General features: G+C 35.7%; 17 protein-coding genes. 13 read left to right on the forward strand and 4 right to left on the reverse strand.

Annotation, left to right across the window (positions count from 1 at the left end):
* Positions 1-47: 47 nt before the first annotated feature.
* The 11 genes from RM520_RS09790 to RM520_RS09840 all read left to right on the forward strand — a co-directional run bounded on the left by RM520_RS09790 (position 48) and on the right by RM520_RS09840 (position 12,973).
* Positions 48-2,258, forward strand: coding sequence for a bifunctional alpha,alpha-trehalose-phosphate synthase (UDP-forming)/trehalose-phosphatase (locus RM520_RS09790; protein WP_311387893.1), 2,211 nt, complete (start codon positions 48-50; stop codon positions 2,256-2,258).
* A gap of 4 nt (positions 2,259-2,262) precedes the next feature.
* Entirely contained in the window at positions 2,263-3,783 is a 1,521-nt protein-coding gene (locus tag RM520_RS09795) for a nuclear transport factor 2 family protein (protein ID WP_311387894.1), read from the forward strand.
* A gap of 181 nt (positions 3,784-3,964) precedes the next feature.
* The gene (locus RM520_RS09800) at positions 3,965-4,984 is read left to right on the forward strand and encodes a polysaccharide lyase family 7 protein (RefSeq protein ID WP_311387895.1); all 1,020 of its coding nucleotides are present in this window, start codon (positions 3,965-3,967) and stop codon (positions 4,982-4,984) included.
* A gap of 112 nt (positions 4,985-5,096) precedes the next feature.
* Positions 5,097-5,720 (forward strand): TMEM175 family protein, encoded by a 624-nt coding sequence (locus tag RM520_RS09805; RefSeq protein WP_311387896.1) that lies wholly within the window; start codon positions 5,097-5,099, stop codon positions 5,718-5,720.
* Position 5,721: 1 nt separating this feature from the next.
* Entirely contained in the window at positions 5,722-7,053 is a 1,332-nt protein-coding gene (locus RM520_RS09810; RefSeq protein WP_311387897.1) for a M28 family peptidase, read from the forward strand.
* Positions 7,054-7,067: 14 nt separating this feature from the next.
* Positions 7,068-8,690: a M1 family metallopeptidase gene (locus tag RM520_RS09815; RefSeq protein WP_311387898.1), complete on the forward strand. Its 1,623-nt coding sequence runs from the start codon at positions 7,068-7,070 to the stop codon at positions 8,688-8,690.
* Positions 8,687-9,493 (forward strand): arginase family protein, encoded by an 807-nt coding sequence (locus RM520_RS09820; protein ID WP_311385539.1) that lies wholly within the window; start codon positions 8,687-8,689, stop codon positions 9,491-9,493. Before RM520_RS09815 ends, RM520_RS09820 begins: the two co-directional genes overlap by 4 nt.
* 44 nt (positions 9,494-9,537) lie before the next feature.
* On the forward strand, positions 9,538-10,467 hold the full coding sequence (locus RM520_RS09825; RefSeq protein WP_311387899.1) for a carbon-nitrogen hydrolase family protein: 930 nt from the start codon (positions 9,538-9,540) through the stop codon (positions 10,465-10,467).
* Positions 10,468-10,469: 2 nt separating this feature from the next.
* On the forward strand, positions 10,470-10,997 hold the full coding sequence (locus RM520_RS09830) for a GNAT family N-acetyltransferase (protein WP_311387900.1): 528 nt from the start codon (positions 10,470-10,472) through the stop codon (positions 10,995-10,997).
* A complete protein-coding gene (locus RM520_RS09835; protein ID WP_311387901.1) occupies positions 10,994-11,428 on the forward strand; it encodes a hypothetical protein in 435 nt (144 codons plus the stop codon). Before RM520_RS09830 ends, RM520_RS09835 begins: the two co-directional genes overlap by 4 nt.
* A 12-nt stretch (positions 11,429-11,440) precedes the next feature.
* Positions 11,441-12,973, forward strand: coding sequence for a M20/M25/M40 family metallo-hydrolase (locus tag RM520_RS09840; RefSeq protein ID WP_311387902.1), 1,533 nt, complete (start codon positions 11,441-11,443; stop codon positions 12,971-12,973).
* 23 nt (positions 12,974-12,996) lie between these two features.
* Here RM520_RS09840 and RM520_RS09845 read toward each other — a convergent pair whose 3' ends face one another.
* The gene (locus RM520_RS09845) at positions 12,997-16,395 is read right to left on the reverse strand and encodes a ThuA domain-containing protein (RefSeq protein WP_311387903.1); all 3,399 of its coding nucleotides are present in this window, start codon (positions 16,393-16,395) and stop codon (positions 12,997-12,999) included.
* Positions 16,396-16,467: 72 nt separating this feature from the next.
* Here RM520_RS09845 and RM520_RS09850 point away from each other — a divergent pair, with 72 nt between their 5' ends.
* The gene (locus tag RM520_RS09850) at positions 16,468-17,043 is read left to right on the forward strand and encodes a YdeI/OmpD-associated family protein (protein WP_311387904.1); all 576 of its coding nucleotides are present in this window, start codon (positions 16,468-16,470) and stop codon (positions 17,041-17,043) included.
* On the opposite strand, the gene RM520_RS09855 is transcribed toward RM520_RS09850, so the two are convergent.
* The 3 genes from RM520_RS09855 to RM520_RS09865 form a co-directional block, all read right to left on the reverse strand.
* On the reverse strand, positions 17,040-20,282 hold the full coding sequence (locus tag RM520_RS09855) for a S41 family peptidase (protein ID WP_311387905.1): 3,243 nt from the start codon (positions 20,280-20,282) through the stop codon (positions 17,040-17,042). The two genes, RM520_RS09850 and RM520_RS09855, sit on opposite strands and share 4 nt — an antisense overlap.
* Positions 20,283-20,350: 68 nt before the next feature.
* Positions 20,351-21,601 carry an MFS transporter gene (locus tag RM520_RS09860; RefSeq protein ID WP_311387906.1) on the reverse strand — a complete coding sequence of 417 codons (1,251 nt, stop codon included), beginning with the start codon at positions 21,599-21,601 and terminating at the stop codon, positions 20,351-20,353.
* 7 nt (positions 21,602-21,608) lie between these two features.
* Complete coding sequence (locus RM520_RS09865) at positions 21,609-21,899, reverse strand: DUF1272 domain-containing protein (protein WP_311385548.1); 291 nt, start codon at positions 21,897-21,899, stop codon at positions 21,609-21,611.
* Positions 21,900-21,994: 95 nt separating this feature from the next.
* On the opposite strand from RM520_RS09865, the gene RM520_RS09870 reads away from it, so the two are divergent.
* The gene (locus tag RM520_RS09870; protein WP_311387907.1) at positions 21,995-25,285 is read left to right on the forward strand and encodes an amidohydrolase family protein; all 3,291 of its coding nucleotides are present in this window, start codon (positions 21,995-21,997) and stop codon (positions 25,283-25,285) included.
* The last annotated feature ends 139 nt before the right edge of the window (positions 25,286-25,424 follow it).

The following is a 25,424-nucleotide window of genomic DNA, read 5'->3' on the forward strand; positions in this document are numbered from 1 at the left end:
ATCGAAAAAACACCACTTTTATTACATTTTTGTTCTAAAATTTATTTATGAGTAAAACTATAATTATTTCTAATAGGCTGCCAGTACAATTGCAAATAAGTGATGGCGGCTTATCAGCAATTCCTAGTGTCGGTGGTTTAGCAACTGGTATGAAATCTGTTCATAGTGGTGGTGAAAGCCTTTGGATTGGCTGGTCTGGACTAACAGATGAAGACATTCCTGATGGCTTATCTGAAACTATAGATAGTGCTTTAAAAGAACATGGTTGTTCTAAAGTAAGGCTCACCAAGGACGATGTTGATGGATTTTACTTTGGTTTTAGTAACAGAACTATTTGGCCTCTATTTCATTATTTTCTAGAATATTCCGAGTTCGAATTAGACTTTTGGGACAGTTACAAATCTGTAAATCAGAAATTTGCAGATGCTATTTTAGAAGAAGCTGGCGATGATGATATTATCTGGATACACGATTACCAACTCATGTTGGTGCCGCAGATGGTAAAGGAGAAAAGGCCTAATGCTACTATTGGTTTCTTTTTACATATTCCTTTTCCCTCTTATGAAATTTTTAGAACCCTGCCTTGGCGTGAAGAAGTTCTTGAAGGGCTTTTAGGAGCAGACTTAATAGGGTTTCATACTTATGATTATGAGAGACACTTTTTAAGTTCAGTAAGAAGATTATTAGGACTTGATGTAAGCTTTAATGACGTTTATCTTGAAAATCGAGTAATTAAAGTTGACTCTTTCCCTATGGGAATTGACTATGATAAGTTTCATAAAGCTGCTAAAAAGAGTAGTGCTTTAAAAGGTAAACAACGTTCAGATTTACAAATTAAATTAGATGAACACAAAAAATCCGCTCCAGATACCAAATTAATTGTTTCTATTGATCGTTTAGATTACAGTAAAGGAATTGCCAAAAGAATAAATGCCTTTGAGTACTTTTTAAATAAATACCCAGAATATAAAGAAAAGGTTCGTCTAATTATCTTAGCAGTACCATCAAGGTCCAATGTACCGCAATACAAGTTATTAAAACGTGAAATAGATGAATTAGTAGGTAGAATTAATGGAGAACTTTCAACCGTTAATTGGACGCCTATTTGGTATTTTTATCGTTCTCTTCCTTTTGAAAACCTGATTGACTTATATACCTCGAGTGATATTGCCTGGTTAACGCCGCTACGAGATGGCATGAACTTGGTGGCAAAAGAATACGTTGCGACCCGTACAGATAAAACAGGTGTGCTTATATTAAGTGAAATGGCGGGTTCAGCCTATGAAATGAATGAAGCTTTACTCATAAATCCGAACAATTTTGAACAACAAGCTGATACCTTAAAACAAGCCATCACCATGCCTAAAGAAGAGCAGATTGCTCGAAATATGTTTCTTCAAAATCGACTAAAGCGTTATAATGTGGAGGTCTGGGCTAATGAATTTATGAACTCATTAAAAACACAGGGGCAAGACATTGGAACCTATGTTTCTCAAAAAATGAATGATGAGATTTTAGAGGCCGTTTCTTCTAAATATAGCTCCGCAAAAAAAAGACTGTTGTTTTTAGATTATGATGGAACACTTGCAAGTTTTCATAAAGACCCTCAAAAAGCCTCTCCTAATGAAGAATTATATCAACTTTTAGATCAACTACACCATCAAGAAGGTACAACGCTCTTTCTTATTAGCGGTCGTGACAAAGAAACTTTTACACGCTGGTTTTTACCAAAAAAATACAACATGATTGTAGAGCATGGAGTTTGGATTTCAAGAGATGGCGAACAGTTTAAACTTTTAGAAAAAGTAAATGGAGAGTGGATGGAAAAAATTCAACCAGTGTTGGAATCTTTCGTAGATAGAACACCAGGGTCTTTTATTGAAGAGAAAAATTATTCATTAGCATGGCATTATCGAAATACAGATCCTGATTTTGGTAATAAACGGGCAACTGAACTAAATACGGTGTTGACTAGTTTAATCGGTAATGATGATATTAGTGTTCTTAACGGCAATAAAGTCATGGAAGTTAAAAGTAGTAACGTTAATAAAGGAAGGGCTTCAGTTAGGATTTTAAGTGAAGATGACTATGATTTTGTTTTTGCAATAGGTGATGATTGGACAGATGAATTCATGTTTCAAGAACTACCAGAATCGACCATAACCGTGAAAGTAGGGCTCCAAAAAACACAAGCCAAGTACCATATTGATGGTACAAAAAAGGTTCGTGAATTATTAAAACACTTTGTAAATCTATAATAGTTTGAAAAATTACATTTTTTTTCTAGTCTGTTTTATTTGTCACCAATTTATATCTGCTCAAGCTGATACTGAAATTTATCTCTTTGATTTAAGTGTTGATAATGACACAGTAATTCTTTCGAACAAGATTAATATTTCTAGTAATGCTGGGTACGATAACCAACCTTCTTTTTTCGATAATAATACAGTTCTTTTTTCGTCTACACGTAACGGACAAACTGATATTAGAAAGTATGATATTGCGACTGGCGAGACCACTTGGTTAACTGATACCACAGTTGGTAGTGAATACTCCCCTACTCGAATTGTGAATGGTAATCAAATTTCTGCGGTTCGATTAGATACAACGGGGCTACAATTGCTTTATGCGTATGACATTGAAAAAGGTAATTCTAAACCTATTTTGAAAGATGCAAAAGTGGGTTATCATCTATGGTACAATAAAGACGTTTTAGTCAATACCGTTCTGATAGAGAATAGAATGGATTTAGTCGTCAGTAATTTGAAAGACGGAACTAATTATACTTTTCAGAAAAATGTAGGTAGATGTCTTCAGAAAATTCCAAATTCAAAAAATATAAGCTTTATACAAAGAGAGGGCAATCAAAATGTACTAAAGTCATTAGATCCTATTACTGGAAAAACTGATTCCATCACCAACATTTCTAATACACAAGATTATGCTTGGCATCCAATGGGCTTTGCTCTAATTGGAATGAAAAACATGCTTATGATCTTTGATTCTAAAGAACTTAATCAATGGGCTACGCTATACAAGTCTCAAGACAAGAATGTTCAAAAAATTTCAAGATTGGCGATTTCGCCAAATGGCAATAAAATTGCCATAGTTTCTGAAGTATCACACGAATCATTAATTGATAAACAATTTCAATCATTTAACAAAAGAGATCTAGATGCCTTTGTTTCATGCTTTTCAGAAAATGTTGTGGTTGCCAATTTTCCGAACAAAACCTTATTTACTGGAATTGAAAATCTTAGAAAGGACTATCAAAATTATTTTGATAATGATAGTGAAACTAAAGTAGATGTCGTATCTAGAATTATTGTGGGTGATATAGTAATTGATAAAGAACTAGTGCTTAACTCTTCCAACAAAAAGAAACAAGCTGCAATTTATAAAATTCAAAACGGTAAAATTAAATCCATGACTATGGTTTATGGCAAGGGTAATGAAAAACAAGCTGAACAAATTGTTGATGAACAACTCGTCGCTTACAATTCTAGAAATATTGATGCATTTTTAGAAACCTACAGTGAGGATGTAGAATTATATAGTTTCCCTAATAATCAAACCTCAAAAGGTCAAGAAGCCATAAGACAAGGTTATAAGGGGTTTTTCGATGCAACACCCGATTTAAACTGCGAAATAAAAAACAGAATTATTATTGGTAATAAAGTAATAGATCAAGAGCACATCACGGTTAACGGTGGTAGTTTTGAAGCAATTGCCATTTATGAAATTGAATATGGTAAAATTGCGAAAGTAACTTTTGTTAAATAAAGCTTTTTAACGCCGCCTTCAAACGTCTATTTTTTTGAGGCGATAAATACGCTCTTACTAAAAACAGAAATTACTAACTTTGTTATAATCACTGCAGATACACCTAATTTCGAAATTTTGACGTAGTTTTCATTTTAAATGTCAGCAGTGAACACTATTTTTTGATTTAAATAAGATTTAAATGAAGTCCCAAACAAAACTTTTATCCCTATTCATTTTTGCATTTTTATTTTTTAATTGTAGTTCTTCTGAACCAGAAACACCTGAAGAACCAGAAATAGTAATTGGTGAAGAACCAGAGGAGCAAGAAGAAGTAGAAGAACCGGAAGAAGAAGAGGAAGAAGAAACAGGTGCTTTTGAAGACTTAGATAGTAGTTTACCACCATCAGGGAACTTTGACCTCGCAGTTTGGAAAATTAGTATTCCTACCGATATTGACGGCAGTGGTACAGCCGATGACATAAAAGAAGATGATTTAAGTTCTGGTTACGAGGATGATCGTTTTTTTTACACTGCTGAAGATGGTGGTATGGTTTTCAAATGCCCGAATGCAGGGTTTAAAACTTCAACAAATACCAGTTATACAAGAGTAGAACTTCGCGAAATGTTGCGCAGAGGTAATACTGATTTTAATACTACTGGAATTTCAAGAAACAACTGGGTATTTGGTAGTGCTCCACAACAAGATATTGATAATTCTGGTGGTTATGATGGTTTATTGACAGCGACATTAGCAGTAAATCATGTCACAACAACTGGAAGCACCAGCCATCGAGGACGTGTAATTGTTGGTCAAATTCACGCTAACAGTGATGAACCAATTCGCTTGTACTATCGAAAACTACCGAACAATGAACTTGGTAGTATTTATTTTGCTCACGAAGAAAATAACGATGACGAATTTTGGTATGAAATGATTGGCTCTCGCTCAAATAGCGCCAGTAATCCAACCGATGGTATCGCCTTAGACGAAAAGTTCAGTTATCGTATTGAGGTCGTTGGTAATGAATTAACTGTTACAATCATTAGAGAAGGTAAAGAAGATGTAACACAAGTTGTTGATATGTCAGATAGTGGTTATGATGTTGGAGGACAGTACATGTATTTCAAAGCTGGCGTATACAATCAAAATAATTCTGGTGATGATGAAGACTTCGTTCAAGCTACCTTCTATAGTCTATCACAATCGCATACCAATTGATGACCTGACATATTATTTGAATAATTGTACTCTTAATTTTTAAATTTTATGAGGAATAGCTATTAAAGGTGATAAAATTGCCAGATTCACTTTAATTCGATAAATTTCTATTGTGAAATTACCTCATAATATTTCTAGGATAGAAGCTTTCAGTGATGCAGTTTTTGCTTTTGCAGCAACACTATTAGTTGTTTCGGTGGGATCTAGTAGTTCCGAATCTATTATCTCCATAGACTTTAAATTATTCACGGGTTTTGCTGTGAGTTTCTTCGTTTTAGTAACCTTATGGTATCTACATTACAATTTTTTTAGGCGAACCAATTATATGGATAACCATATTATCGTCATTAATGCCGTGTTATTATTTGTAGTGCTATATTACGTATTTCCACTTAAAACATTGGTCAATTCGTGGTTTGGTACTGAAGGAATGACACCAGAAAAATTAGCCGGTATTTTTGAGCTTTATGGTCTTGGTTTTGCGCTAATATTTATGTGTTTAGCCTTAATGTACTGGAGAGCATACGATAAAACGAAAAAATATGTTTCGGCTTATCATTTACTCTTTTATGTAAGGCATTTCGGAATTTTTGTTCTGGTCGCTCTAATTTCAATTTTTGTTGCCTATTTACAAATAGGAATTAATTTCGGATTACCAGGTCTTTTATATAGCCTGTTGGGGCCTCTATGTGCAGGTCACAGTTATTACTTTTTTAAAAAATTCAAAACAGAATAAAATGAAAAAAATAATACTGAGTAGCATTTTGCTTTTCTCTTTAAGTCTTACTGCCCAAAACGATTCAAGAATATATGATATTATTAATGCTGTTTCAGCCGAGCGCATAGAAGCAGATATAACCACCTTGGCCAATTTTGGAACGAGACATACTTTGAGTGATACAGTCTCTCAGACAAGAGGAATTGGTGCTGCTCGAAGATGGATTAAAAGTGAGTTTGATAAAATTTCTAATGACTGTGCTGATTGTCTTGAAGTGTTTTATCAAAAAGATTTTGTAGAAAAAGGAACTAACGGACGAATAGTAAATGATGTTTGGGTGGTTAATGTTGTTGCTATCAAACGAGGAACTAAACATCCTAACCGTTTTATAATTATGAGCGGTGATATTGATTCTAGAGTTAGTGACCCAACCAATTTTACTTCAGACTCTCCAGGAGCTAATGATAATGCAAGTGGAATGGCAGGTACTATTGAAGCAGCAAGAGTGCTCTCTAAATATGATTTTGAAAGTAGTATCATTTTCGTTGGACTTTCAGGTGAAGAACAAGGGCTTTTTGGTGGAAAAGGCTTAGCAGCTTATGCAAAGGAAAATGAATGGAATATTGTTGGAATACTCAATAATGATATGATTGGTAACATCAAAGGTGTTGATGGGGTTGTAAGTAATAGAGATTTTAGAATCTTTTCTGAGCCCGTTCCGGTCACCGAAACAGAAAAGCAACGCAATGCTAGACGTTTTTATGGAGGTGAAGTAGATGGTGTTTCTAGACAATTAGCTCGCTATGTTCATAAAACGGTAAAAACCTACATGCCTGAAATGAACCCTACAATGATTTATAGACTTGATAGATTTGGTCGTGGAGGGCATCACCGACCTTTTAATGATGCTGGTTATGCAGGAATAAGAATTATGGAGTCACATGAGAATTATACACAACAACACCAAGATATTCGTGTAGAAGACGGCATAGCTTATGGAGATGTCTTGGAACATGTGAATTTTGAGTATGCCAAAAAATTAACTGCAGTAAATGCAATTAACTTAGCATCAATAGCTTGGGCCCCTCCTGGGCCAGAAAAAGTTGAAATTGGAGGTATTGTTAGACCAGCAGCTAAATTTAAATGGAGCCCGGTTGAAGGAGCTATTGGTTACAAAATTTATTGGCGTGAAACTACCTCTCCTACATGGGATAATTATAAATTTGTAAGAAATACCAACATTTTTACGTTAGATGGTATTGTAATCGATAATTATTTTTTCGGAATTGCAGCAATTGGAGAAGATGGGCATGAAAGCCCGGTAGTATTTCCTAACGCAATTTTTAGATAAACCAATCCATTTTTATGAAGTACTTACTGATAGTAATCCTTAGTTTTTGTAGTGTTTTTGTCTATTCGCAGGATAATCTTAGTTATACAAAAGAAGATTTTTTAAGAGGTAGTATAACTCCTGAGCGCGAGTGGTGGGATTTGAATTACTATCATTTAGATATCGAGGTTAAACCAAATCTAAAGTTTATTTCTGGAACAAACACCATTCGTTATAAAGTTTTGAAGGAGCATGATTTAATGCAAATTGATTTGCAAGCTCCTATGCAAATTGAAAAAGTAGTAAGCGATGGTAAAGAACTAACATTTAAAAGTAGTGGTAATGTTCATCTCATCTTGCTCAGTAAAAAACAAGTTAAAGGAGATTTCAATGAAATAAAAGTTCACTATTCAGGAAACCCCAAAGAAGCGGTTAGAGCTCCTTGGGATGGCGGGTTTTCTTGGAAAAAAGACAGTAAGGGCAGCCACTTTATTGCTACTTCTTGCCAAAGTTTAGGTGCAAGCGTTTGGTGGCCAAATAAAGACCATATGTATGATGAAGTTGACAGCATGGCTATTAGTGTAAAGGTGCCAAAAGACTTAATGAATGTATCTAATGGTCGCTTGCGCTCAGTGGATGAAGATGCAAACACAAAAACGTATCATTGGTATGTTGATAGCCCAATAAATAACTATGGGGTTAATGTTAATATTGGAGATTATGTTCATTTTGGAGAAAAATACAAAGGTGAAAATGGAGACCTTGATTTGGACTACTATGTGCTACCTGAAAACTTAGAAAAAGCCAAAGAACAGTTTAAACAAACTGGCCAAATGATGGATGCTTTTGAACATTGGTTTGGCCCGTATCCTTTCTACAAAGATGGTTTTAAGTTGGTTGAAGTACCTTATTTAGGCATGGAACATCAAAGTTCAGTTACATATGGTAATGGGTATCAAAACGGATATAAAGGAACAGACTTATCAGATAGTGGCTGGGGACTTAAATTCGATTTTATTATCATACACGAAGCGGGTCATGAGTGGTTTGCAAACAGTATCACTTACAAAGATATTGCTGATATGTGGATTCATGAAGGCTTCACAGCCTATTCAGAAAATTTGTATTTAGACTATCATTTTGGTAAAGAGGCTTCAGCAGATTATGTCATTGGGACCAGAAAGAGAATACAAAATGACAAACCAATAATAGGGCGTTATAATCTTAATAAAAAAGGTTCTAATGACATGTATTACAAGGGAGCTAATATATTACATACTCTAAGACAGCTTATAGAAGATGATGAAAAGTGGAGAAAAATCCTTAGGAATATGAACAAAACATTTTATCATCAAACGGTAACAACTGCTCAAATAGAAAACTTTTTATCAAAGGAATCAGGTATTGATTTAACTGCCTTTTTTGAACAATACTTGAGAACCTCAATGATACCTACTTTAGAGTATAAATTAGAAGGCAAGAGTTTAAAGTATCGCTATACCAATGTTGTAGAAGATTTTGACATGCCAGTTGAAATGACCATTGGTGATAAAAATCAATGGATATATCCAACCTCAGATTGGAAAACTGAGAAAGTAAACAGTAGTACTCTTAATGTTGACCGTGATTTCTATATAGATTCAAAAATTATAGAGTGAAAATTTACTTTCCGCAATGGCAAGGCTCTGGTACCGGAAAATCTATTGAATATGGGGCCAAAGCAATTCTTGAATATCTAAATGATACCACAATTGAATCCATTCCATTGGCAATAATTCCTGCTGGTAAAAATGGGGAACAACTATATAATATCAATAATTTCAATGCCATTCATGAGCAATTAGGTCGTTTCAAAGAGGTTTTAGAAAAATCGAATCCATCAAAATTACAGATTATCGGTGGAGACTGCGGTTTAGAAATTGTTCCGGTATCTTTTTTAAATAAAAAATACCCAAACCTAGGGCTTATTTGGTTTGATGCACATGCCGATATCAACAAACCGTGTGATTCTCCTAGTTGCAATTTTCATGGCATGCCTTTAAGAACCCTTTTGGGCGAAGGTGAAATAAAAATGAATTCCTTGCTATTCTCAAATTTAGAAGCTTCGCAAATACATTATGTTGGTTTAAGAGATATTGACAAGAAAGAACAGGAAAGAATCAATAATGGCAATATATATGCACCACAAAAATTACATTTATTTGAATTGGTACAAACTTTAAAGAAAAAGAATATCACTCAACTATATCTTCATTTTGATTTTGATTGTTTAGAACCAACTCAATATGACAAAAGTTATTATAAAATACCAAATGGCTTAACTATTAAAGAAGCTGAAAACTGTATTACGATTTTAAAAAGTGAGTTTGACATGGTTGGTAGTAGTGTTCTAGAGTCCATAACCGTTCATCAAAAAGAACTTGAACCAATTCAAGGCATAATTGATTTACTAATGGTTTAAGTCTTATATATTTCATACTTTGTATTGCTTCAAAAAGTATTGAAATGAAAGTAAAGTTAGGCGTAGTTCAAGACAATCCTATTTTTTTTGATAAGGAAAAAACCTTGGATAAAATGGAAGCTATTATCCTTGAGCAAGCCAAGTTAAATTGCGATTTATTAGTATTCCCCGAGTCTTTTATACCAGGCTATCCCAGAGGTTTTGATTTTGGCGCAAGAATAGGTAGCCGAACAGAAGAAGGTAAATCTCTCTATACAGAATACTATAAAAACAGTATAGCTATTGAGGGTGAAGAAATGAAACGATTAATTGGACTTTCTAGGGCACATAAGACTTATCTTGTTATTGGGATTACTGAAAAACAAAACAACAATGGTAGTCTATTTTGCAGTATGGTCTTTATCTCCCCTACCAAAGGTCTGTTAGGCGTACATCGCAAAATAAAACCGACGGGGACAGAGCGCTTAGTTTGGGCAGAGTCAGATGGATCTTCATTGGTGACCTTTGATACAAAAATCGGTAAACTTGGTGGACTTATTTGTTGGGAAAATTATATGCCACACGCCAGAATGGCTATGTATCAAAAGGGAGTTGAAATTTACCTTGCTCCAACAGCGGACTCAAGAGAAGAATGGACCACGACACTCAAACATATTGCATTAGAAGGAAGATGTTTTGTATTGGGATGTAATCAATATTTTACAAAATCCATGTACTCAAAAATCCATCAGGAGTTAGTAAAAGAACAACCTGAAGACCTTTGTCAAGGTGGAAGTATTATTATTTCTCCACAAGGAAAGGTTTTGGCCGGCCCATTATTTGGTAAAGCAGGTGTTTTAAATGCTGAAATAGACTTGGATGATATTACAAACGCAAAAATGGATTTTGATGTGAACGGTCATTATTCAAGAAATGATATATTTCAATTTATGGTGAAAAATCAGCCAGAAACTAAAAATGAAAAACTTATTTAGTAATGATAGATTTACAGCCAACATTAGAAAATGAATTGGTCATTGTTAGACCACTATTAGATAAGGATTTTGAAAATTTGTATCATGTAGCAAGTGATGCTGAAATTTGGAAGCTACATCAAAACCCAGACAGATTCGAACTGGCTGTTTTTAAGGAATTCTTTAAAAACGCTATGGCCTCAAAAGGGGCATTTGCAATTTTTGATAAAGCCACCAAAACTATTATTGGAAGTTCACGTTACAAACGTCATGAGAACGCTAGCAACGCTGTTGAAATTGGTTGGACATTTCTCTCTAGAGACTTCTGGGGTGGCAAGTATAACAAAGCTTTCAAACATTTAATGATTATTCACGCCTTCAAATATTTTGATTATGTGCTCTTCAATGTTGATGAAAATAATTTTCGTTCACAGAAGGCTGTAAAAAAATTAGGTGGAAAACTAATAGATAAGTCTGGCCTATTAAAGCATTTACATACACCAAAGGAAACCGGACTTACTTTTGTTTTGGACAAAACACAGTACTCATGAAAGAAAAGAATAAATTACTCTTATTAACCAGCTTTTTTCTTTTCCTTTCTTGTCTAATTTTTCTGGTTTCCGGTTCAGAAATGCTGCTACTCCCCTTGATTAAAAACCCAGAAATTCCTTTAGGTAATCTTACGACGGCCATCGGACTGATTGCCTTTCCAATCTGGGTTTATCTGGCTTTTCAATTAAATAAAAATACCCCTCCCTTGATTTTGAAGTTTCTTAAATTTAATGTGGTTTTAAATATTTTGTGGTGGCCCATTGGAAGATACTTAAGTGGTAATTGGAAAAATTCATTCAAAAATATTCCCGAAAAATCAGAACTCTTTAAAAACTATACCTTTCTAATTCTAGGAATTACACTAGTAATTATTTTGTTTTATTTTATTTTGTTGATTTACAAAAGGATAACACAAAAAACTCTATTTTAAATTCTTTAACTCATGATGATTAATCTTTTTACCAAAACCACAAGATTTACTATTTGCTTGAGCTTTATTTGTGTTAGTAGTTTTTCACAAAAGTTAAGTCAAAACAAATTAAAAGAAATTGCTTCAAAATATGCGGAAAGCTCCATTCCACTTCTTAAAGAAATTTTAAGCATTCCAAACGATGCATTTTATCCAGAGGATATTGAAAAAAATATAAAATGGTGTGAAGTAGCTTTTAAACAAAGAGCATTTACAACCCATCGAATCAAAACCGCAACGGTGCCTTTGCTTCTAGCTGAGCGTAAACATAAAAATGCCGAAAAGACGGTATTGATTTACCTACAAATTGATGGTCAACCAGTCGATTCCACAAGATGGTTTCAAAAAAGTCCTTACCGACCAACTTTAAAAAGATTAAATTCTAATGGTGACTGGGAAGAAGTTTCTTGGGAAAAAATGACAAATTACGAAGATGATTGGCGAGTTTTTGCACGTTCTGCAAGTGATGCTAAAGGTCCGGTAGCAATGTTTTTAAGTGCATTAGACGCCGCCAAAGAATTCAACATAACACCTAATTACAATATCAAAATCATCATGGATTTTGAAGAAGAGTTAGGATCACCTCGCCTGCCCAATGCAGTAACGGAAAACCAAACACTTTTATCAGCTGATATGCTCATTATTTTTGATGGCCCAAGACATATCACCAATAAACCTACACTTACCTTTGGTGCCCGAGGTATTGCCACTTTGCAGTTAACTACATATGGCCCAAATGTTCCTCAACATAGTGGGCATTTTGGTAATTATGCCCCAAACCCTGCGTTAAGGCTTGCAAAATTACTGGCATCAATGAAAGATGATCAAGGTCGCGTCACCATTAAGGGCTTCTATGATGGCATCTCCATTAATCCTGCGACTGAGCAAATCCTTAAGGCAGTACCAGATAATGAAACTCAAATTAAAAATAGACTAGAAATTGCCGAAACTGATAAAGTGGGAGGCTATTATCAAGAAGCTATACAATATCCTTCATTAAATATTCGCGGGATGCAATCCGGTTGGATAAATGAAAAGGTCAGAACAATCATACCTAGTTGGGCAAGAGCTGAAATTGACGTACGATTAGTTCTAGAGTCTAACCCTGAAAGACTTCTTAGTCTAATTAATAATCATATTATAGCTGAAGGATATCATGTTTTGAAACAAAAACCAAGTACAGAAGAACGCTTAAAGTACCCCAAAACAGCTACACTAACTTCTGAAATATCGTATCAATCTTTCAGAACAGACTTTGATTCAGAAGTAGGTCTTTGGCTAACAAGAGCACTTAAAAAATCGTTTGACGAAGACCCCATACGCATTAGAATGAGCGGTGGTTCAATACCAATCTCTCCCTTTGTCACCACACTTGATATTCCTGCAGTGACTGTACCAACTGTCAATAGAGATAATAACCAACATAGTCCTAATGAAAATTTAAGACTTGGTAATTATCGTGAAGGTATTCAAACAATGCTCGCCATATTGAATGAAAAACTTTAGCCCATTTTACCTAACAAACCGATTTAATTAAATGTTGCATTTACAAGAGCAACCATAGCTGGTTCCTTACCCTCTTCAATGGCATAACTAATATAGATATCAGTTTTACTTTCTATTTTTTCAGAAAAAGTAAGCATTGCAGCGCCACCTGGTTGTCCGGGTTGAGGCTGAGGCATTGCTCCTTGGCCAATTACGGTGCCTTCAGCGTTATTTTGACGTATCTCAAAATTGTAACCTATACTAGGTGCTTCTTGCCAACCAAATGTAAGTAGAACTGCCTGAACGCCTGTCAAATCAACATTTTCCATTACAAGACCGCCTTTGGCTTCATTGAGTAACTGCAAATCCATTCCTCCAAATTGTACTGCCTGCATTCCATCCGTAAGTGTGTTTTTAGGGAAAGTCACCGTATTACTAGAAAGTGCTACTGATTTAGTCCCTGTTAATGGACTTGCACCCTCTTCACCAGTATCTGTATAACTAGCTGTAATGATCATCATCTGCCCAGGTTTCGCCGTGGCCGTAACACTTCCTTTTGGAGGTAAGGATTTTTTTTCTTTATAATCGTCGGCAAGTGATGTTATGTATAAACTAATTTGTCTTGCTTCATCAGCAGTCACGTTTGGATGTGCAGGCATCATAACTTCTCCCCAAACACCAGAACCACCAGCAACTATTTTTTCTTCCAAGTAAGCCAAAGCATTTGACTGACCATTATATTTATTAGCTATTTCCAAATAGTTTGGACCGATTGAAGCCTCTTTTTCTTTATGACATGTTTTGCAATCCATCGCCTGGGTTAGTGCTTTACCAGTAACAACTGCAGAAACTTGTTGATGACCTAAAGACATGGCAACCTTGTCCATACCTTCTAAATAATCAACACTTACAAAAATATTTTCTTCATTCAATGATTCATTACCATCAGGGTCGTTCACAATGACTTCATAAGATATGTCTTGGCCAGGCACAAAGAAAGAAGAATTACCCCCTACTAAGTTAATATTCACCTCAGGTCTACTATTACCTGCAACAACAGCCACAGACTCACTTTGAGCAGTTTCTCCTAAATCATCTTTTACATCAACTTTTACTTTATAAGAACCAACCTCATTATAAGTATACTTAAGTTCAGGTGTAGTTGTTTCTTTTGTATCTCCATTACCTAAATCCCAAACGTAAGTCATGTTGTCCTTTTCTCTATCCATTGCTTCAACACTTGCATTAATTGTCAATGGTGCTGCCCCTGAAGTTTTATCAACTATCATATTATCAATTAAAGGTGGGCGATTTCCGCCATTAAATTCGATATAACTTAAAGCAGAATCATCATTCTTAGAAAACCAACCACTTCCATATTCTAACAAATAGATTTTACCATTAGGTCCAACCTCCATATCTATTAGACTGTTTACCTCAATATCTGAAGCAAAAGGCTCCATTTTATTAAAACTACCATCTTCGTTTAAATGAATAGCCATCATCCACCCGCGCATCCACTCATATATGATGACCTTACCATCATAATAAGCAGGTAGCTTTTCTTCTCCTTTGTATAAATCAGAATAATAAGTTGGTCCTGCCATCGCATTACGACCTCCCGAACCAACTTGCGGAAATTCTGTGGTTTCCGCATAAGGATAAAATGTATATGCCGGCATCGCTTTGGGCAACTCTGTTAACCCAGTATTATTTTTTGAATTATTGATTGGTTTTTTTGGATCAAAAGCCTCGCCAGAAACACCGGTTTCATAATTATATGCCACATAAGGTTTATTATCACCAATAAATAAAGGCCAACCAAAGTTTCCTGCTTCTCTTGCTTGATTCATTTCATCATAACCACGCGGACCTCTTGTTTCAAGACTATCTACTCTTGAATCCGGTCCAACATCTCCCCAATAAACATAACCTCTTTTAATATCAACAGAAATTCTATAAGGGTTTCGATGCCCCATGGTATAAATTTCAGGTCTTGTTTTCTCCAATCCTGCAGGAAATAAATTTCCTTCAGGAATATCATAACTACCATCTTCATTTACTTTTATTCTTAAAATTTTCCCGCGTAAATCATTGGTGTTACCAGAAGATCTTCTAGCATCGTATTGCTCATGTCCTGGTAAATCGTTCAAAGGTGCAAAGCCACTGTTAACGTATTTAGCATTTCCTTCATCAAATGGTGTAGAATTATCGCCAGTGGACAAATACAATAAGTTGTCAGGACCAAAAGCTATGGAGCCACCCGTATGACAGCATATCTCTCTTTGGCTAGCCACTTCAAGGATAACTTGTTCAGAAGCCATTTCAAAAACATCATCTCTAAAGGTAAATCTTGATAATCTATTGACTTCTTTTTCGCCCGTTGGAGCATAGTAAACATAAACCCAATTATTACTGGTAAAATCAGGGTCTTTTTGTAGCCCCATAACACCTTCTTCAGCATTTACACCTTGTGCCTTAAGTGTCTTATGATATACGTCAAACTTAGCTACTTCAGTAATTTCTTTGGTGTCTTCTTTATAGAGCAAAATCTCACCTCTTCTTTGTGCAATTAAGACATCGTTATTAGGTAAAATAGTCATCTCAGTCGGCTCAAAAAATTCCCCTTGTGCTAAGTTTACTTTAGAGAATCGGTCTACTTCAGGTGGAATTTGTGAAGAAACGTTTGCGTAATCTAACTCCAAATTTTCTCCAATTGCATATTGTATACCTCCTAATAAATGCTTTAAGAATAGTTCTTCTTTAAAACTTTCATCTGTGTGTCCTGCACCAGTATAAAATGAACGACCTCCATCAAACTCATGATACCAAGAAATTGGATGATATTCACCATTTTCACCTCCTTCATAAGAAGATTCATCCACAGTCATCAAAACATTTACATCGGGGTTTAAGTTTTTATAGTTATACAATTCATCTGAACGATTCCAAATAGAATCTGTAAAATGAGTTGTGGCGATAAAAGTATTGTCTTCAACTATAAAATTGGCATTTGGAGTTCCAGCAGGATGACTCAAGAATTGAGCCCCAACCAATTGATTATACCAACCCCAATCGTACTCTGTATCCGCAGCAGCATGTATGCCTACGAAACCGCCACCGGCTTGAATATAACGTTCAAAAGCTGCTTCTTCATAATGATTAAGTACATTCATTGTAGTACTTAAAAATATGATAGCGGAATATTTTTTTAAATTCTCTTCATTAAAAAGTTCCGCATTAGTGGTGGTATCAACTGCAAAGCCGTTCTCATTACCTAACTTTTCAATAGCAGCCATACCTGCAGGAATAGAAGCATGGGCAAAGCCCATAGTCTTAGAAAACACCAATACCTTAGGTGTACCTGATCTTTTAGTATCACAACTATTTAGTAAAAATAAAGCGCCCGCAAGTACTGCAGAACAGAGAAGAAATTTTTTCATAAGAATTTGCCTTGAGATAAAATCAAAGCTATTAAATATTCTGGATATTTGTTAGGGTCTTGATTTTTAATAATGGAAGCAATAAAAGAGTACTATTTTAAGAATGATAAAGAGTGGCGGGAATGGTTGTTAGAAAATCATATGAGCACGAAAGGCATATATCTTATTTTTTATAAAATTGAACACCCTATGCTAAGTATGCGATGGGAAGAAGCAGTAAGGGTTGCGCTTTGCTTTGGATGGATTGACAGTACCGTAAAAAGTTTAGGTAATGGTAAACGAAGACAATACTTCTGCCCAAGAAAACCAAAGAGCGTATGGAGTAAAGTGAACAAAGACCACCTAAAAGAACTTAAAGCACAGGGCTTAATGCACAAAAGCGGCTTAAGATCAATAAAGACTGCCAAAGAAAATGGTTCATGGATAGCATTAGACAAAGTAGAAAAAGGCATAATCCCTGAAGATTTACAAATGGCATTTGATAAAAACCAAAAAGCTTTTGATAACTATCAACGCTTTACAAAAGGCCAGCGCAAAAGTTATCTTTATTGGCTCAATCAAGCCAAAAGAAATGAAACCAGACATAAGCGGATAATAGAAATCATATCACTTTGTAAACAAGGTATCAAATCAAGAAGTCCTCGCTAGTTTACATCTTTTAAAAGCTCTTCAATAGAACGTTCCAGTTGTTGATCAATACCTTTATCAATGACATCTGGCATGTTCTTGACCACAATCATAGGCTCTGTTTGATTATTTTCCATCCATTCTCCTGCTTTGTTTTTAGCACTTACGGGCACTACTCCCCATACACCACCGTTCGGCAAACGTTCCCAACCTGCAAAACTACAAGTGCCTGGTACTGGCATACCTACGGTTTTACCAATTTTTAAATCGGTATATCCACTAGCAAAACAATGCCCATCACTATACATAGATTCATTGAAAATAGCTAAAGTTGGTTTTGTCCATCTCGATGTTGGTTCACCACCTACTTGTCTATCCTCAGTTTCGTAAGTAATAAAAGGTTCTCCAGTAAAGAACATCGCCAAATCTGCTACTAAATCACCTCCACCATTAAAACGAGTATCAACAATAACAGCCTTTTTGTCTGAAAACTTTCCTAACATTTGCTCATATATATTTCTATAAGGACCGTCACTCATTCCTGGAATATGAACATAACCCAATTGACCGTTACTTTTTTTGGCAACTTCCTTTTCATTAATTTTTACCCAGCGTTTATAAAGCAAACGATTTTCTTGGCCTAAGGTTATTGGTTTAACAGTAATTTGTTGTCTTTTTAGGCCGGCGGCATCAACCACATCAAGTAAAGTGAATTTAGATGACAAACGATTTAAATAGCCAGCAACATCTTTATCGGCTTGAATGGTTTCTCCATTAATTTTTTCAATAATACTTCCTACTTCAAGTTTGAACGAAGCTTTATCTAACGGTCCTCCCTTAATTACTTCTGCTATTTTTATTCCATTACCCACATAAGTATAATCCATAAAAATCCCTAGACTAGCCGTGGCATCTCCATTAGGGATGTTAGTATTGTAACGACCACCAGCATGACTTACATTCAATTCTCCAAGTAATTCAGAAACAACCTCGGCGAATTCATAAGAATTACCTAAATGCGGAATGTACTTCTCATATTCACTACGTAACAATTCCCAATCCTTACCGTGAAAATTGGAATGGTAGAAAATTGCATTAGTACGCAACCAAATATGCTCGAACATATGTTGGCGCTCAGCATCAGTATCTAATTGCATTTCAGACTTCATTTTAACCGGTTTAGTGCTACCAGACTTTAAATCTACTTTAGAAATACTTCCATCGCTTAGAAGAAATAAATTCTCTTGTTTAGCGTCCCATTGCAGACTTGCTCGGCGTGCACCTAGACCAATTAACATTTTGGTTTTTTTCGTTCGCAGTTCCGTTTCCCAAAGATTTAGATTCTTTTCAAACCTAGCGAGATAGTACAATTTTTCACCATCCTTAGAGAGCACAGCATCACTAAGATTAGACGAATGTATTGTTAATCTGGCCTTTCTTTCCATCACATCTTCAAAGTCAAAATTTAAAGGTTTGGTTTTGGGTTTTTCTTCCTTTTTATCTTTTTTACTTTTTTTCTTGGAAGCAGCATCAGAGTTATCTTCACTCTTCTTATCATCTTTCTTTTCCTCGAGTAATTTCATTAAATCAAAATCCTCTTTGGTCATACTGAACTTATCCCAACTTTCTTGCGTCAAGAACATACTATAGACATCACCTTGAGTTCTTCCACTTGTAGCATAACTCTTTAAGCCATCTCTATTACTAAACCACAATAATTGTTTTCCGTCATTTACCCATTTCGGATAATAATCATAATAACCACTTTGAGTTAAGTTCATTTTTTTGCTACCATCGGCGGCGACTAATAAAACTTCACCATTACTTAACGATTTACCCCATGAAACTAATAACCATTTACTATCAGGACTCCAAGTAAAATACTTGTCACCGTCACGCATATGGTACAATTCATCAGGTGTCATTAAGGTTTTCTCTTCTTTGGTTTTGAGGTTTAAAACTTTAAGTGTACGCCTATCTTCTATATAAGCCATATAGGTGCCGTCGGTTGAAAATTTGGGCAAGTAGCAATCCACCTCTTTGTTTAAAACCACTTCTTCTTTAAGTAGGGTTGCTGCAAAAAAGTAAGGCTCTTCAATTCTAGTCTTTGTAGTTTTAAAGATTTGCCAACGACCTTCTCTTTCACTTGCGTAAGCAACTCCTTTACCATCTGAGGTAAAACGTACAAAACGTTCTTGCTCTGGAGTATTGGTAATTCTTTTCGTAAGCCCACCTTCAACGGCAGTAACAAAAACTTCACCTCTTGCTATAAAAGCAATCTCTTTACCGTTAGGCGAAACGACCATTTCACGAACTCCAGAATTAATAGAGATATACTGGTCTGAATTAGCGCCATCTTGCGTTCTGATAATTATACCAACTTTTTTAGGGGCCTCACCGTCAACAAGGGTATAAATTTCACCATCATAACTAAAAGCCATAGTGCCATTTCCATAAGATAAAAATCTTACAGGGTGTGTTTTTAACTCGGTTAATTGTTCATTTTGAGAAGGATTATCGAGCGCAAACTTATGCACGTTGAAAGTGCCGCTTTCTTCACTTAAATAATAGACGGTCTTCTCATCTTTAGACAACACAGGGTTTCTATCTTCTCCTTTAAAGTTGGTTAGCATCGTATGCTTATCATTTGTCATATCATACATCCATACATCTCGTGTAATCGCGGATACATGATGTTTTCTAAATTCATCTTCGTATCCTTTTTTATCATGATAGAGCAAATAACTTCCGTCTGAACTTATTTGTACGTCTTGAGCAGGCACTGTTAATACTTGATTTACTTTGCCAGCATTAGAGGCCACCATATATAACTCGGGTTGAGACCTATTCGGGTATTGTCTATGTTTCACCGCGTCTTGTCTTATTCCGCCAAAAATAACGGTGGTGTCATCATGTGAAAATGTATAAGGCACTTCGTCATTGCTATGCAATGTTAATCGCGTTGCCTCGCCTCCTAATGCATCCATTACAAATACATCAAAATTGCCATATCTATCAGAAGCGAATGCTATACGCTTACCGTCTTTACTCCATACTGCCTTGTAATCATGTGCTTTATGAAAGGTCAATTGCATGGCTGTGCCTCCAGTACTTGGCACACTAAATAAGTTCCCTTTGTAGGTAAAAACAATAGTTTTACCATCAGGTGAAATAGAAGGATACCTAGCCCATTTAGGGTTTGTTTGAGCAATAGAAAAACTAAAAAATAACAATGAGATTAAAAACGCAAGACGCTTCATTCGGATGTGGTTTAATTTAAGTTAGAAAGATAACAAAAAGCGACGGCTGTCTTACTTTTTTTAAAATGTTAATTATTGTTTTCAAACAGTCTATAATATATGAATGCTGCAATAGCTCCAACCGCAGAAAAAGCAGTTAGCATCCAAAAAACGTATTGATAGCCTTGTTGACCAGGATACTTATCTAAAAAATAACCATAAGCTGGTCCTGCAAAAATATCTGGAGTATATCCGATCAAAGAAATGAGACCAACTGCTGTACCAGTAAGGACTAAGGGAATTTTACCTTTTTTCATAACACCAAAATACAAAGCTCGAGCTGCGTAAACACCCATACCAATTAAAGAGACAGCAATAAAAAAGAGATAGAATGTAGTCGGAATAATATAACCAGAAGCAAATAAAGCACCAGCTAGAATACATAAGACCAAACTCAAAAACAGCCAAAAGGTGATTTTAAATCGGTCAACGATGAGTCCAACCAAAATACCCGTCGCCGGTCGTAAAAATTGTAAAAAAGCACCTAGTTGAGCAGATTCTACTTGGTTATATAGCATTACCTCATTTGCAAATTGAGAGACAATATCAGTTATTTTATAACCCACATAAGCACAAAGAATAATAACCATCAAAAGCCATACAGAAGGTAATTTTAGGACGGATTTAATTTGAGAAACTGTTATCTGGTCGACCAAAATCTCTTTTTCATTTATTCCAGATTTCATAAAAAACCAAACCAATACACCAACCAGCATTATAATTACTATTGCCGCATAAATAACAAAAGAAAAAGCTTCTTGACTTTCTTGTAAAGAGGCCTCCGCCACCTGTTCTCCCATAATCAGAGAAAATATAAATACACCCAGCAAGCCAAAAAGAAAACCAGTTAAACCTCGACCACCGTCTAAAAAACCAAATGCTCTGCCTTGTGATGTATTGCCACCCCAAAGGCGAGTTGCTTTTATCATAGGTGCCCAAAACAAAAAAATCGTTGTAAAGCCCCAATAACCATAAAGCATTTGTAATGATAATAAACTAGGGTATGAAGCAAATAAGAGACCACCTAAAGCCGTCATCCATAAGGCAATGGCTATTAATTTTCTAGGCGGGAACCTATCTGCTAAAGGGCCGCCTAACAAATACGACGGAACGGCTACCAAACCATATATAGAAAAGCACAGTCCTATTTCGACATTTGAAAGTTCAAAAACTTCTAAAACGGTAGGTCTGAAAATTCTTGGCAGTACAAAGGGTAAAATAAATACTGCTTCACCGGACAATATTAAAAGTAATAGGTAATACCAAGGTGGTTGTTTCATAAAATCCTTATCTATCCTTAGGATTAATATTCATCATTTTCTCTTTTAGGACTTGAAAAGAATTCAAATTTACTGGCTTAAAAACTCTTGTAGTTGTTGAGGGGTTATGATCCAATTCTTTTTTAGGCCGAATTGGGCGTTTTTCAAATCCTCCACCACAATTAGGACATACGTTATCGAGAATTTCTGTCACACATGACAAACAAAAAGTACACTCATAGGTACAAATCATAGCCTCTAGGCTATCTGGTGGTAAAGATTTATCGCAGTTTTCGCAGGTTGGTCTTAATTCAAGCATCAAGAATTTTTACTTTCTAAAGGTAATGATAAACCGATAGTGTCAAAATCTAAGGCGGGTTTTGCCTATCTTTAGTCGACTAATTTGCCAACAAAATGAAAAAACTAACGACTGTATTGGTGTTACTGGCATCAATTATTGTTTTCCCTCAAGAAGACAAGAAAAAAGAACCTACAAAATGGGATGTAGCTAACCCAGGAGAATCATTTAATTACAAGGATTATACCCTAACCACGGATGAAGGCACCTGGATGAACATTGATGTTAGTCCTGATGGAAAAACCATTGTTTTTGATTTATTAGGCGATATCTATAGTATGCCTATTTCAGGAGGAAAGGCAACTGCAATACGCAGCGGTATCCCTTTTGAAATTCAGCCCAAATTTAGCCCTGACGGCAAATATATTTCTTTTACATCTGATGCTGGTGGTGGTGATAACATTTGGATAATGAAAACCGATGGTTCTAACCCAAAGCAAGTCACCAAAGAAAGTTTTAGATTATTAAATAATTCTTATTGGATGCCTAATGGCAACTATTTAATAGGTCGCAAACACTTTACTTCACAACGATCACTGGGAGCTGGCGAAATGTGGCAGTATCACATTACTGGTGGTTCTGGTTTGCAAGTTACCAAGCGTAAAAACGACCAGCAAAATGTAAATGAACCATGTGTGTCGCCTGATGGCAAATACCTCTATTACAGTGAAGATGTATATCCAGGAGGATATTTTCAATATAACATGGACCCCAATAGTCAAATTTATGTTATCAAACGTTACGATTTTGAAACAGGAAAAACGATCACCATTACCGGCGGCCCTGGCGGCGCTGCCAGGCCTCAGCTTTCACGCGATGGGTCTAAGTTAGCCTTCATCAAACGTATTCGCACTAAAACAGTCTTGTTCTTACATGATTTAAAAACCGGCGAAGAATGGCCTTTATACGACGGTTTAAGTAAAGACCAACAAGAAGCTTGGGCAATTTTCGGAGTATTCCCAAATTTTAATTGGACACCAGATGATAAAGCAATAGTATTCTGGAGTGGCGGTAAAATCCATAGCATAAATGTGAATTCTTTAGAGGTCACTAACATTCCTTTTCAAGTTGAAAATGAAATTAAAATTGCAGAACGCGTACATTTTAATTCTCCTGTGGCTCCGGACAGTTTTAACGCCAAAGTCATCCGACATGCGACCACATCACCAGATGGAAAAACCATACTATTTACCGCAGTGGGTCATTTATGGAGTAAAAAACTTCCTAACGGAAAACCAAAAAGATTGACTAATATTTCTGATTTTGAGGCGGAGCCTTCTTTTTCTCCCAATGGTAAAGAAATCGTCTTTGTCACTTGGAATGATGAAAACTTAGGAGCTGTTCATAAAATACCAGCCTCAGGTGGTAGTTCAACAAAACTAACTACTGAAAAAGGCATTTACCGCACACCAAGATTTAGCCCGGATGGTACTAGTATTACCTATTGCAAGGAGCGTGGTAATAACGACCAAGGTAGAACCTTTAGTAAAAATACTGGCATCTACACCATGAATTCAAATGGCGGAAATCATAAATGGGTTTCAGAAGAAGGAGAATACCCGATGTTTACTAAAGATGGTAATCGAATATTTTATCAAACTGGTGGTACTTATTTTGGTAATTTGACCAAAAGTTTAAAATCGGTTGATTTAAATGGGAATAAAGTTAGGACTCATGTAAAATCTAAATATGCCAATAGGTTAGTTCCGAGCCCAGATAATAATTGGATTGCCTTTACAAATCTACATCAGGCTTATATCGCACCACTAGTGATGAATGGAAAGGAACTTAATTTAGATAACAAGTCTAAATTCGTTCCTATTGCACAAATATCAAAAGATGCAGGTATCAATCTCCACTGGTCTAAGGATAGCAAAAATATCATGTGGACTTTGGGTGATGAATATTTTTCAAACGCTATCAAAGACCGTTATACCTTCATGCCCAATTCTCCAAAAAAAGTGGCTAAACCCGATTCAACAGGTATTAAAGTAGGTTTAGAACTCAAAACTCATAAACCAACAGGTCGTATTGCTTTTACCAATGCCACAATTATTACTATGGAAGGTGATGAAGTCATCGAGAATGGGACCATAATTATTAATGAAAACAAGATTGAACAATTAGGCTCATCAGAAGCTATTTCAGTTCCACCTAATGCAACAGTATTTGATGTTACAGGAAAAACCATTATGCCCGGTATTGTTGATGCTCACGCGCATGTTGGTGGTTTCCGTTACGGGTTAACCACACAAAAACATTGGCAATTATACGCCAATCTTGCTTTTGGAGTAACTACATCACATGATCCATCGGCCAATTCAGAATCTATTTTTGCAATGTCTGAGTTAATAAAAAAGGGAGATATGATTGGCCCACGCCTCTACTCTACCGGAATTATACTTTATGGTGCAGATGGTGATTTTAAAGCTGTCATCAATAATTTAGACGATGCTCGTTCATCTATCCGTAGAACAAAAGCTTACGGTGCTAAATCTGTTAAGAGTTATAACCAACCAAGAAGAGAACAACGTCAACAGGTAATGCAAGCTGCTCGTGAATTGGGCATTAATGTAGTCCCTGAAGGTGGTTCCACTTTTTACACAAATATGACGATGCTCATGGATGGTCATACCGGTGTTGAACATAATATTCCGGTAGCACCCGTATACAAAGATGTTTTAGAGCTTTGGCAAAATAGTAAGTCTGGCTACACTCCTACTCTTGTTGTTAATTACGGTGGACTCAATGGTGAATATTGGTTCTATCAAAAAGATAAGATTTGGGAAAATGAAAAACTATTAAAATATACCCCTAGAGGTTTAGTTGATTCACGTTCTCGCCACAGGACTATGGTACCTGATGAAGAGTATGAAAATGGTCATATTTTGGTATCCAAAGATGCCACTGCGTTAACCAATAAAGGGGTTAAAGTAAATTTAGGTGCTCATGGTCAATTACAAGGTCTTGGAGCGCACTGGGAACTTTGGTTATTGCATCAAGGAGGTATGACTAATTTACAAGCATTGAAAGCCGCAACTATTAATGGGGCAGAATATATTGGAGCCGGAAATGAAATAGGTTCATTAAAGGTGGGTAAACTGGCAGACCTCATCGTCTTAGATAAAAATCCTTTAGAGAATATTCGAAATACAGAAACCGTGAAGTATACCATGGTTAATGGTCGTTTATTCGATACCGATACGATGAACGAAATTGGCAATACGCAAGAGAATCGTGGAAAATTCTATTGGGAAAATAACAAATACAATCAGGCCTTTCCATGGCATGAAGCTTCACATGGCTTTACCATACCTGGCTGTGGCTGCGAACTTGGACATCAATAAAACTAAAATATTAAAGTAGTAATAAGACTTACTTTAAAATACAAAAAAGGTTTTGAGCTACTTTAATTATTTGTGAATTTTAGGTTATTTTTGCTTCTGTTTTAAAAAATAGTTGGCTAGCGTGTTCCCGTTCCTTCTA

Origin of the sequence: Croceitalea vernalis, from assembly GCF_031846405.1 — a bacterium.
GTDB classification, from domain to species: domain Bacteria; phylum Bacteroidota; class Bacteroidia; order Flavobacteriales; family Flavobacteriaceae; genus Croceitalea; species Croceitalea vernalis.

Bases quoted from the DNA above. Each gene is read 5' to 3' on its own strand.
- RM520_RS09850 (WP_311387904.1), top strand. From the start codon at position 16,468: ATGGAAGCAATAAAAGAGTACTATTTTAAGAATGATAAAGAGTGGCGG.
- RM520_RS09815 (WP_311387898.1), top strand. From the start codon at position 7,068: ATGAAGTACTTACTGATAGTAATCCTTAGTTTTTGTAGTGTTTTTGTC.
- RM520_RS09870 (WP_311387907.1), top strand. From the start codon at position 21,995: ATGAAAAAACTAACGACTGTATTGGTGTTACTGGCATCAATTATTGTT.
- RM520_RS09840 (WP_311387902.1), top strand. From the start codon at position 11,441: ATGATGATTAATCTTTTTACCAAAACCACAAGATTTACTATTTGCTTG.
- RM520_RS09835 (WP_311387901.1), top strand. From the start codon at position 10,994: ATGAAAGAAAAGAATAAATTACTCTTATTAACCAGCTTTTTTCTTTTC.
- RM520_RS09865 (WP_311385548.1), bottom strand. From the start codon at position 21,899: ATGCTTGAATTAAGACCAACCTGCGAAAACTGCGATAAATCTTTACCA.
- RM520_RS09855 (WP_311387905.1), bottom strand. From the start codon at position 20,282: ATGAAGCGTCTTGCGTTTTTAATCTCATTGTTATTTTTTAGTTTTTCT.
- RM520_RS09860 (WP_311387906.1), bottom strand. From the start codon at position 21,601: ATGAAACAACCACCTTGGTATTACCTATTACTTTTAATATTGTCCGGT.
- RM520_RS09790 (WP_311387893.1), top strand. From the start codon at position 48: ATGAGTAAAACTATAATTATTTCTAATAGGCTGCCAGTACAATTGCAA.
- RM520_RS09830 (WP_311387900.1), top strand. From the start codon at position 10,470: ATGATAGATTTACAGCCAACATTAGAAAATGAATTGGTCATTGTTAGA.
- RM520_RS09800 (WP_311387895.1), top strand. From the start codon at position 3,965: ATGAAGTCCCAAACAAAACTTTTATCCCTATTCATTTTTGCATTTTTA.
- RM520_RS09845 (WP_311387903.1), bottom strand. From the start codon at position 16,395: ATGAAAAAATTTCTTCTCTGTTCTGCAGTACTTGCGGGCGCTTTATTT.
- RM520_RS09810 (WP_311387897.1), top strand. From the start codon at position 5,722: ATGAAAAAAATAATACTGAGTAGCATTTTGCTTTTCTCTTTAAGTCTT.
- RM520_RS09825 (WP_311387899.1), top strand. From the start codon at position 9,538: ATGAAAGTAAAGTTAGGCGTAGTTCAAGACAATCCTATTTTTTTTGAT.